Source organism: Nocardioides sp. NPDC057772 (assembly GCF_042798075.1).
Classification (GTDB): domain Bacteria; phylum Actinomycetota; class Actinomycetes; order Propionibacteriales; family Nocardioidaceae; genus Nocardioides.
In genome coordinates, this window is record NZ_JBHVKN010000205.1 from 1 (window position 1) to 9,200 (window position 9,200).

Here is a 9,200-nt window from a genome sequence, read left to right on the forward strand (position 1 = left end):
GCACCAAGGGCACCCTCGACCTCGAGACCGCCGACAAGCTCCTGGCCAAGATCGACGAGATCGCCGAGATCTTCTGGGCGACCAAGAAGGCCTGAGCCCCTCTTGTGGAGCCAGGTTCCGGCGTCCAGCCGGGACCTGGCTTCTTCCGTGCTCATCGCTCGAAAGGCATAGACGTATGATGAGTACGCCACTAGTGTGATGAGCCTCCCGCGGCAGCCCAGCCGCCATCGGAACCTTCGATGCGTCGTATTGAAAGCGCGTCCGCGTGCCTCCCGCGAGATCTCGCGGTGGGCGGGTCATCGGTTCGACTCCGTACCCATCGTCTCGGAAGGCAGAGCATGAACACAGTCCGACAGATCAGCGCATTCGTAGGCCGCTGGTTCGCCTTGATCGTTCTCGTCGCCGGCGCCATCGCGCTGGCCACCCCCAGCACCTTCGACGGGTGGGCGGCTCAGATCCCGCTGCTCCTCCAGATCATCATGCTCGGGATGGGCATGACGCTGCGGCCCAGCGACTTCGCGATCATCGGTCGGCGCCCTTGGGCCCTGCTGCTGGGCGTCGCCGCGCAGTACACCCTGATGCCGCTCCTCGGCTGGGGCATCGCGCACCTGCTCGGCCTCTCCGCCGTCCTCACCGCCGGCATGATCCTGGTGGGCTGCGCGCCCGGCGGCACCGCCTCCAACGTCATGGTGTTCCTCGCCCGCGGCGACACGGCGCTGTCGGTGGCGATGACCTCGGTCTCGACGCTGCTCGCACCCGTGATGACGCCCCTGCTGGTGCTCCTGCTGGTCGGCGAGGACCTCCCGGTCTCCGCGAGCGAGATGTTCCTCTCGATCGTGAAGATCGTGCTCGTACCGGTGCTGCTCGGCCTGGTGCTCAGGCTGCTCCTGCCACGTCTCGTCGAGCGGGTGATCGACCTGCTCCCGCTGATCTCGGTCGCCGGCATCACCGCGGTCGTGCTGGCCGTCGTCGCCGGAAGCTCGTCCACGCTGCTTTCCGTGGGTCTCCTGGTCCTGCTCGCGGTGGTGCTGCACAACGTCGCCGGCCTCGCCCTCGGGTACGCGGTCGGACGCGTCTGCGGCATGCCGGTCTCGAGCCGCCGAGCCATCAGCATCGAGGTCGGCATGCAGAACTCCGGCCTCGCCGCGGCCCTTGCGACCGTCCACTTCTCGCCTGCCGCGGCGCTCCCCGCCGCCATCTTCTCGGTCTGGCACAACGTGTCCGGCTCGGTCCTCGCGAGCTACTGGTCGCGGCGCCCCATCGGGGATGGCACGAGTCTCGGGGCGACCGCGCCGGCGGTCAGCTCTTCGAGCTCCGTTCGGAGGCGGGAAGGCGCCACGGACGACTAGGGGTCCGGCGACCGCGCGTGGAGCGCGGCGGCTCCGCACCGGATACGACCCCTGTGGTGCGGCGATGACTCGACCGCCGATCGCGCTGGTTGTCGGCGGCCATCTCGGAGAAGTAGACGATGCCGGCGAACCGCTCGACGAGCGACGGCGCATCGGTGATCGCGTTCGAGCTCTTCGCCTGGGCGTCGAGCGAGTCGTGCAGGATCTGTTGGATCGCGGCGGCGTCGTTGCGGCCGCTGAACTCGTCGGCGAGGCGGGCGGTGGTGCTGCTCGCTGCCGACTGCTGGTCGAGGGTGACCTCGGTGTCCATGGGGCTACTCCTTGCGCGTCAGGGATGACTGATCGGGCTCAAAGCGGGATGCGAGCGCATTGATGCGGCGCTCGAGCTCGGCGTAGGCGGTGTCGAAGGCCTCGGGCCCCTTGCCCACCGGGTCAGGGATCGACCAGTGCAGCTCGCCGGGGACCTTCGGCGTCTCATGCGCGCGGTCACACACGGTGACCACGAGATCTTCGGGATCCAGTACGTCCTCGATCCGCTGCGGCTCGACGATGGGGAGGTCCAGCTCGCGGCGGGTCGCGACGTCGATCGTTCCGGGGTTGATGCGGTCGGCGGGATGGGTGCCGGCCGATTCGGCCGGGATCGAGCTGACCTGGCGCCAGAGTGCGGCAGCCAGGTGCGAGCGTGCGGTGTTGCCCGTGCACACGAACAGGACGCGCTTGGGCACCGGACGGGGGGAACCGGTGCCCAAGCTCTCGAGCGTGTCCTGCTCGAGGTGGAGATACGTACGTCTCCTGTCGCCCTCGGAATGGTGACGAGAGACGACTCCTGCGCTCACCAGCGCCTGGACGTGGTGGGCGAACAGGTTCGACGGGACAGCCAGCATCCCGGCGATTTCTGTGGGGGAAGCATCACTTGTCTGGAGCATGTCAACAATCCGAAGTCGCACCGGATCGCCGAGCGCTGCGTGCACCTTGGCTCGACGTTCCAGTTCGTCCTGTTGCTCAACGTCCATTGAGTCAATGGTTACTGAGTCATCCACAGAGAGTCAAGAGATCGGCCACAAATACCGGTCAAGTGACCGAATTCACACCGTGAGGTGCGCGGGCGGCCCTGCGGTCAGCTCGGGCTCGGCGTGGCCAGCGTGCCCGCGTACGTCTTGGGGCACGTGCTGCCCGAGCAGGAGCGGTATTTGGCCTCGATCACCTTCAGTTGCGCCACGACCTTGGCGTACCTCGGTTCTTTGGCCAGGTTGCGCGTCTCGTACGGGTCGACGGCGCGGTCGTAGAGGACGGGCACACCGCTCGCGGTGACGGTGATGTAGGTGTAGCGCCCGTAGCGGATGCCGCGATACTTGGTGGTCGTGCCGCCCAGAGTCGGCCAGGCGGCGACCGGGATCGGCCGGTAGAGCGTCTTGCCGGCCTTCACGCTCGACGCGAGCACCCGGGTGATGTCGACCCCGTCCTGCGTCCGCCCGGGCGTCGCTCGTCCGAGCGCGGCGACCGTCGTCGCGATGTCCGGGTTGCCGACCGCGGAACCGACCTTGATGTTCCTCGGGACCCCGGGGCCGACCATGACCAGCGGGATCCGCATGGACTGCGACGACTCCCACAGCTTGCCCTGGCGGTCGTGGTGACCGGTGGTGTAGCCGTTGTCGCCGGAGAAGATGATGACGGTACGCCGATACTGCCCGCTGCTCTTCAGGTGGGCGATCGTGCCTGCCACTGCGCGGTCGACCGACTGGGCGGCCTCGATGCGCTGCTGGTAGACGTAGCGCATCACCCGCTTCTGGGCTGCCGTGTAGGGCTTGCCGGCGGTGACCTGCCCAGGCCCGGCGTAGAACATGTCGGGCGTCTTGGGGAGCTCGAGGCCGCTGAAGCGCCCCTTGTCCGCGGGCATCGGCCGGGTGTTCTCCAGCCACAGCGACGGCTGGTCGGGGTAGCGCCTCTTCGGGTCGCTGGCCTCCACCGGGCCGCCCGCGTGTGGTGCCACGTAGTTGACCCACAGGAACCACGGCTTCTTGCCACCCAGGTTGGTCCCGGCCCTCTTGATCATCTTGATCGACCGGTTCTTCAGCACGACCGAGCTGTAGATGCCAGGGGTCTGGATGGTCCCGTTGCTGTTGAACTTCGGGCTCATCAGGTTGTAGGTCGACGGGTCGATCGTCGCCTGCCAGTCATCCCAACCCGGCTCGCCGCTGGAGTAGCGCTCCGATCCCCTGCCGTAGTTGTTGAGGTACTTCCCGAGGAACATCGTGCGGTAGCCGGCCTTGTCCATCCACACGGGGAGCGTGTTCCGACGCCCCGTGAAGCCCTTGTAGCCGCCGTTGGTCCCCGAGATCGACCAGTTGCGGTGATTGTGGGCGTACTTCCCGGTCAGCAGGCTCGCCCGTGCCGGCACGCACAGCGGCGTCGGCGCCACCGCATCGGTGAACGTCGTCCCCTGCTGCACCAGCAGCCTCTGCACGTTCGGCATGTACCTGATGTCGGTCGCCGCCAGGTCGTCGACGTTGATCATCAGCACGTTCGGCCGCCCGGAGTCCAGCCGCCCCGGAAGCGCGGCCGCCTCCGCCGTCGACGTCGGACCGCACAACACCCCGACCGTGCTCGCGACCGCCACTGTGGCGATCGCCATCCGCCCGCGCCGAAGGATCCCGCCCAGCCGTGCTTCAGAACTCAACTTCCAACCCGCTTCAGACGAAAGCCCCGGCGGGCAACAGCGACCATGCGACGGCATGGGAGATTCAACGAGACTCCTGGCAAGGATCGGACAGGGAGAGGGCGTCTCCGACCCCGAGCCGGCGAGCACGACAGAACTTAGCCGCCAAGGGCCACTTCCCGCAGGTCGTTTCAGGACGCTGTTAACGACTTGTCCATCAGCCGGCCCCGGCACCCGGACGACCTCCAGGAAACCGGGTCATCACGGCGACGGAGTCGCAGGTCAGAACCGGTTTCTACGTGTGGAGCCGAGGGGATTCGAAGCCCTGGCCTTCTCATCGCGACGTGCCCGATTCATCGACGATGCCGTCTCGGCAAGTCCGACGTTTCGGGTTTTCGTCGAGCGGGCGCGACGCCTCGCTAGCATGCCGAACATGGGTGAACTGGATGGCCCCCGCACCGCATTGCTCCTTGTCGACCTGATGACGCGCATCGTCGAGCAGCCCACGGCACCACATTCCGGACCAGCCGTGGTCACCCGCTCCCTCGCCCTGGCCGACGCAGTGCGAAAGGCGGGCGGTCTCGTCGTCGCCGTGCGGGCCGAGCGGCCAGGCGTTGCGGAGCAGCCGCCAGGCAGCGAACTGGTGGAAGGGGTGTTCGGGGACCTGGAGATCGTGAAGAACACCTGGGGGGCATTCCACAACACCGGGCTGGAGGAGGCGTTGCGCAAGCACGCCGTCGACACGCTGATCATCACCGGGATCGCCACGAACTTCGGTGTCGAGCAGACAGCCCGTTTCGCTGACGAGTTCGGCTTCACAGTGGTCCTGCCCGAAGACGCGGTCACCGCACTCGACACGCACGCCCATGAGTTCGCCTTCGACTACATCTTCCCGCGCATCGCCACCGTCTGCACCACCGCCGAGGCCGTGGCAGCGCTGGAGTGAGATCTTGACAGCTTCTCGAGTCGAGGCGAGCGGAGGTTGTCTTCCGCAGCATCCAGCGCGTTCAGGACGGTCGGCCTGAACAGCTCGGGGGAATCGAGCGGAATCTTCACCGAAACGGCAGGATCAAGAACCAAGAACCCCGCCTGACTCTCTGCGTTTTTGCAGATCAGACGGGGTTCTTACTGGTGGAGCTGAGGGGATTCGAACCCCTGGCCTTCTCTTGGTGCCTGGCGCCCTTCGCCGGGTGCCGCATCTCTCGTGGTTTCTCGACCAGTTTCTGAGAAACCACCGTTTGACCTGGGCGAACATCCGTCATCGTTTTCGATGACGAGGTCGACATTACCTCATCTCCTCGCCCGATCTCGGGGTCTCTCGACAGGGTTTTCGCGGAGTATTCGCGGAGTTCAGGACCACGTCCGGGCCTCCGCCCGCCACTGCGCAGCGCCGGGGGTGCCGGCACTCAGCACCGGGTCGGCGAACCGGACCGCCGTCTCCACGACTTCCTCGAATGTCGCGGGGAGATGCTCGCCATCGGCGCCGAGCCCGCGTCGATACGCGACGTACGCTGAGGCCCGGACCTTCACGAGGTCACCGATCGCCTCAGACAGCGATCTGACGACGACCCCTCGAAAGTTCATGGTGGCCGCCACTGCCGCGCTCACCTCGGCACCGTCGAGGTCATGGGTCGTGACCAGGGTGTAGATGTCGGCCCAGTCCCGCACTCTTGTGCTCGCCGGCCCGAGGTCGATCGCGGTCGAGATCTTCTCCGCCAGCACGGTCGCGATCGGATACCCCAATATCCGCACCGGCGGTGCGCCGGGTCGCAGCGCAGGCAGCTCGACGACTGATGGCTCCGGTGTCACTGGATCTCCGAAGTTGATGTCCAGCTTGAGCTTCAGCTGCGCCGTGCCCAGCGTCGCGTCCATGGTCACGCGGACACCGGAGTAGAGCGCGTCGTCTCGGATCATCGCCGTCTTGACGGTCTCGGTCAGGTAAACCACTCCGTCGTCCGGGTCGGCCAGACCTGCGATCTCGACCACCCGGGCCGCGACGGCGCTCTCGTCGGCCGGCATGTTCCGAGCCAAAGCGTCCGCATCGGTGGTCGGGCGCCGACTCCCGAAGCTCGCCAGGAGCATCCCGCCCTTGAGGACGAAGTCACCGGCGTATGGCGATGCGCTCATCCGGGCCAGCCATCGCTCCACGACGTACATCGTCAACAGGTCCTGGGTACGCCTGCGCTCCCGCCGAGCTCGGTTCTGCAGATCCAAGTAGGCGCGCCCGGCCGCCGACTCTCGCGTCGGCCGACTCATCGTGCCCCCGCGATGTCGAGTGCCAACCGCACCGGCCCGACGACCCCGAGGGCGTTGGCGTACTCCAGCACCCGCCCCGGCTTCGCTCCTGGCGATTCCAAGTACCTGTTGAGCACCGTGTGCGCCACCGGCTCGCCGAGTCGGTGCCGCAGGCGCATCAGGTCCACCACTGTCCGAGCGGGATCGTAGATTCGCGTGAACTCGTCCGGCGCGACCTCCAATTGCGAGAGTCCGAGCTCGAAGGTCTCAGCATCGAACCGAAACACCGTCGTCGGCGGGAAGGTGATGCGGGCCAGGTTTCGCCCGGACGCGATCGCGATCTGGACCGCAGGTTCCATCTCGTCACTGAGACCGTGGGCCACCGCAGCGCTCACGCAGCACACGATCGCGTGCGGAGCCCTCATGCCGACGGCCAACAGGTCAGGGAACGAGGGCTCCGGCGCTGCCGCGTTACGAAACACACCTCGCGAGAGCTCGATGACATCGCCATCGTCCCGCCATCGATACAGGTCCCGCGGATGCGCCCCTGCTCGCAGGGCCGCTCGTGTCGTGAACGTCACTGGAAGTGACTCCAATCCCACCATGGATAAAAACCATACACTCTCGCAGGGAGAGTGAGTGGTTTTTATCCATGGTTGCATGGCTCAATGCAAGACACCCGCCAGCATTGACGTTTCGCAAAGCGACCACATCGTGCGCGTTACGAACGCGAACCGGTCACAGCCCAGGTGGCGGCTGGAAGTGGCGTGCAGCGCTTGGGCTGGTCGGATGTAGCGGTCGATGAGGATGTCGATGCGTCGGTGCCTGGCCTGGGCGGCGATCCGGTCGATGCCGACGCCGGCCATGGCGGCGGTGGTGGCGTGTCCTGCGCGCAGCGAGTGAGCCGTGATGCGGCCGGTCAGCCCGGCGGCCTCGGCGTAGCGCTTGACGACACTCGTGACGACGTTGCCGGAGATCGGTTGGAGCGGCGGAGCGCCGTTGCGGAAGCTGGTGAAGACCGGGCCCTGCCCGGGTCCTCGATGGGCGAGCCAGGCGTCGAGGGCCGTGATCGGGTCGGTGTCGCGGTGGCGGCCCGGTGCGATCCCGACGACCTGCCCGCGAGCATCGGGGTCGGTCTTCGAGCGGCGCAGGCGGAGCAACAGTCCGCCGGGCTTGGGTTCGAGGTCGGCGAGTGTGAGGTTCGCGAGCTCGGAGCGGCGCAGCGCGCCGGCGAAGCCGAGCAGGATGACCGCGGCGTCTCGCGCACCAACCGGGCTGTCACGGTCGATGGCGGCGAGGAGCTGGCCGATCTCTTCGGGGCCGACTGGATGGGCGGGTCGGCGTGGCGCGGTCCCAAGGATGCGGTGCAGGCCGCGGCGTACCTGGCGAACGGCTACGGTCGCGGTGGGATCGGTCAGGTCGCGACATCGGTGGTGGTAGCCGATCGCGGAGCAAGCCAGGTCGACAGTCGCGGCCGAGAGCCCGTCAGCGGCTGTCTCGGCGAGGTAGGCGCACACCGCGACCGGGTCGGCGCCCCGACGGCCGGCGCCGGGACCCTCCTCGCCGAGCGGAGCGATGCCGCGGTGCGTGCACCAGCGTTCCCATCGGCGCCAGGCGGAGGCGTAGACGGTGCGGGTGGTCGCAGCGTGGGTGGCGGTGATCGCGGCGGCGATCCGCTCGACGTCCTCCGCGGTGAGCGGCGTACCGCGGTGAGGATAGGAGTCGATGAGCACTGGAGACGTTGAGTTCATCGCGCGGTTCTACCCACGCGACCCGACGCACCCGGCCTCAACTCGAGCGCACTGGCCCATCGAGCGGGTGCTGGCGCGAAAAGTGCGAGTACTTGCGGGGCGAAAGCGGCGGTGCGCCGACACCGGGCGGGGATGGTTCTGCGAATTCAGGTGCCCGCCGGCAACAGCGGTCCCGCGTCCAACGCGGCCCTGCGCGCCACGAGGTTTCGCCGAGACAAGCCCGGGCGATGTCGCCGATGAGGCACGGGGCACGCGCGTCGTGCTCTACAGGTATTTCGACTCCAAGGCAGAGCTGTGTCGGACCATCCTGGATCGGGCGCGTGAGCGGCTGGCCGAACACGTGGGCACCGATGACTTCGAGGACGATGCGATTCCCGCGCTGCTCGATGCAGCCGCCGAGGGTCTCGATGCTTTCGCCTGCTGTTTCGCTCCGCCAACCGCGAACGCGAGTTCCGAGGTCTGACCGACAGTCTCAGGCAGCGATGTGGCTACCGGGATGGTCGTGGCCCATCGCGGCAATGGTGGCCGTGCCTCGATGTGATTCGGGCGAAGCAGCAGTATGAGATGCCGCCTGCAGCGGAAACCATGGCCGACTGTGCCAACAGTTGAGCGATCAGTCCAACCCGGTCTCGCTGCGACAAGAACCGCTAGAAACGTCGGCGGCGAGCGTTTCTACGTGAACAACTCGCCAGACGTCCCTGCTACGGACGGTCGCGACGACTCCATCTGAAGTACACGAGCGCCAGATAAGGCCTGTGTCTCGTCGGGCTGGAACGACCCCGGCGGCGGGGTGACACCGTTCTCGCGGCACCAGGCGCCCGGCGGACGCTGGTACTTGCGTGGGATGCCGTTGGACGGCTCGAGCTGCATCGGGATCGGCGGGAGCGGCGGCAGGCCCATGTCCTTCTCGGCGGCCAGCTCGTCGGCGTCCTTCTCCTCCGACATGCCGATCGGGCCGATCGTCTGGGCGTTGAGGAACTGCCGCACGACGGGCTCCTCGGAGCTCAGCAGCATCTCGCGGGGTCCGTACATGGCCAGGTGCTTGTGGTAGAGCAGGCCGATGTTGTCCGGCACCGTACGCGTCGAGTTGATGTCGTGGGTGACGATCAGGAAGGTCGCGTCGATCTGCGCGTTCAGGTCGATGAAGAGCTGGTTGATGAACGCCGTACGCACCGGGTCCAGACCGGAGTCGGGCTCGTCGATCAGCAG

9 protein-coding genes and 2 pseudogenes are annotated in these 9,200 nt (G+C 67.1%); 3 read left to right on the forward strand and 8 right to left on the reverse strand.

Going from position 1 to position 9,200, the window contains the following annotated elements; genetic code table 11:
• The first annotated feature begins 338 nt into the window (after positions 1 to 338).
• Positions 339 to 1,349 (forward strand): bile acid:sodium symporter family protein, encoded by a 1,011-nt coding sequence (locus ACFVJS_RS23385; RefSeq protein WP_378885531.1) that lies wholly within the window; start codon positions 339 to 341, stop codon positions 1,347 to 1,349.
• On the opposite strand, the gene ACFVJS_RS23390 is transcribed toward ACFVJS_RS23385, so the two are convergent.
• From ACFVJS_RS23390 to ACFVJS_RS23400, 3 genes are all read right to left on the reverse strand, one after another.
• Positions 1,300 to 1,659, reverse strand: coding sequence for a hypothetical protein (locus ACFVJS_RS23390; protein ID WP_378885533.1), 360 nt, complete (start codon positions 1,657 to 1,659; stop codon positions 1,300 to 1,302). The two genes, ACFVJS_RS23385 and ACFVJS_RS23390, sit on opposite strands and share 50 nt — an antisense overlap.
• Positions 1,660 to 1,663: 4 nt before the next feature.
• Positions 1,664 to 2,389 carry a helix-turn-helix domain-containing protein gene (locus ACFVJS_RS23395; protein WP_378885535.1) on the reverse strand — a complete coding sequence of 242 codons (726 nt, stop codon included), beginning with the start codon at positions 2,387 to 2,389 and terminating at the stop codon, positions 1,664 to 1,666.
• A gap of 77 nt (positions 2,390 to 2,466) precedes the next feature.
• Positions 2,467 to 4,026, reverse strand: a complete 1,560-nt coding sequence (locus ACFVJS_RS23400) for a sulfatase-like hydrolase/transferase (RefSeq protein ID WP_378885537.1) — start codon at positions 4,024 to 4,026, stop codon at positions 2,467 to 2,469.
• Positions 4,027 to 4,438: 412 nt separating this feature from the next.
• Between ACFVJS_RS23400 and ACFVJS_RS23405 the strand changes: the two genes are divergently transcribed.
• A complete protein-coding gene (locus tag ACFVJS_RS23405; RefSeq protein ID WP_378885538.1) occupies positions 4,439 to 4,951 on the forward strand; it encodes an isochorismatase family protein in 513 nt (170 codons plus the stop codon).
• Between the two features lie 404 nt (positions 4,952 to 5,355).
• Here ACFVJS_RS23405 and ACFVJS_RS23410 read toward each other — a convergent pair whose 3' ends face one another.
• From ACFVJS_RS23410 to ACFVJS_RS23425, 4 genes and pseudogenes are all read right to left on the reverse strand, one after another.
• Positions 5,356 to 6,261, reverse strand: coding sequence for a nucleotidyl transferase AbiEii/AbiGii toxin family protein (locus ACFVJS_RS23410; RefSeq protein ID WP_008362670.1), 906 nt, complete (start codon positions 6,259 to 6,261; stop codon positions 5,356 to 5,358).
• Complete coding sequence (locus ACFVJS_RS23415; RefSeq protein ID WP_246088252.1) at positions 6,258 to 6,635, reverse strand: hypothetical protein; 378 nt, start codon at positions 6,633 to 6,635, stop codon at positions 6,258 to 6,260. The genes ACFVJS_RS23410 and ACFVJS_RS23415 overlap by 4 nt, the downstream gene beginning before the upstream one ends.
• Positions 6,636 to 6,722: 87 nt before the next feature.
• Positions 6,723 to 6,902, reverse strand: a pseudogene (locus tag ACFVJS_RS23420) (type IV toxin-antitoxin system AbiEi family antitoxin domain-containing protein); the annotation flags it as partial.
• Positions 6,903 to 6,905: 3 nt separating this feature from the next.
• Positions 6,906 to 7,991 (reverse strand): tyrosine-type recombinase/integrase, encoded by a 1,086-nt coding sequence (locus ACFVJS_RS23425; RefSeq protein WP_141782163.1) that lies wholly within the window; start codon positions 7,989 to 7,991, stop codon positions 6,906 to 6,908.
• On the opposite strand from ACFVJS_RS23425, the gene ACFVJS_RS23430 reads away from it, so the two are divergent.
• Positions 7,966 to 8,454 carry a TetR/AcrR family transcriptional regulator gene (locus ACFVJS_RS23430; protein ID WP_141782164.1) on the forward strand — a complete coding sequence of 163 codons (489 nt, stop codon included), beginning with the start codon at positions 7,966 to 7,968 and terminating at the stop codon, positions 8,452 to 8,454. The two genes, ACFVJS_RS23425 and ACFVJS_RS23430, sit on opposite strands and share 26 nt — an antisense overlap.
• Before the next feature lie 209 nt (positions 8,455 to 8,663).
• On the opposite strand, the pseudogene ACFVJS_RS23435 reads toward ACFVJS_RS23430, so the two are convergent.
• Positions 8,664 to 9,200: pseudogene (locus ACFVJS_RS23435) on the reverse strand (ABC transporter ATP-binding protein); the annotation flags it as partial.

What these genes read in the sequence shown, in the direction of transcription:
- ACFVJS_RS23385 (WP_378885531.1), top strand. Translation starts at nt 339, where the DNA reads ATGAACACAGTCCGACAGATCAGCGCATTCGTAGGCCGCTGGTTCGCC.
- ACFVJS_RS23390 (WP_378885533.1), bottom strand. Translation starts at nt 1,659, where the DNA reads ATGGACACCGAGGTCACCCTCGACCAGCAGTCGGCAGCGAGCAGCACC.
- ACFVJS_RS23405 (WP_378885538.1), top strand. Translation starts at nt 4,439, where the DNA reads ATGGGTGAACTGGATGGCCCCCGCACCGCATTGCTCCTTGTCGACCTG.
- ACFVJS_RS23410 (WP_008362670.1), bottom strand. Translation starts at nt 6,261, where the DNA reads ATGAGTCGGCCGACGCGAGAGTCGGCGGCCGGGCGCGCCTACTTGGAT.
- ACFVJS_RS23430 (WP_141782164.1), top strand. Translation starts at nt 7,966, where the DNA reads ATGAGCACTGGAGACGTTGAGTTCATCGCGCGGTTCTACCCACGCGAC.
- ACFVJS_RS23425 (WP_141782163.1), bottom strand. Translation starts at nt 7,991, where the DNA reads ATGAACTCAACGTCTCCAGTGCTCATCGACTCCTATCCTCACCGCGGT.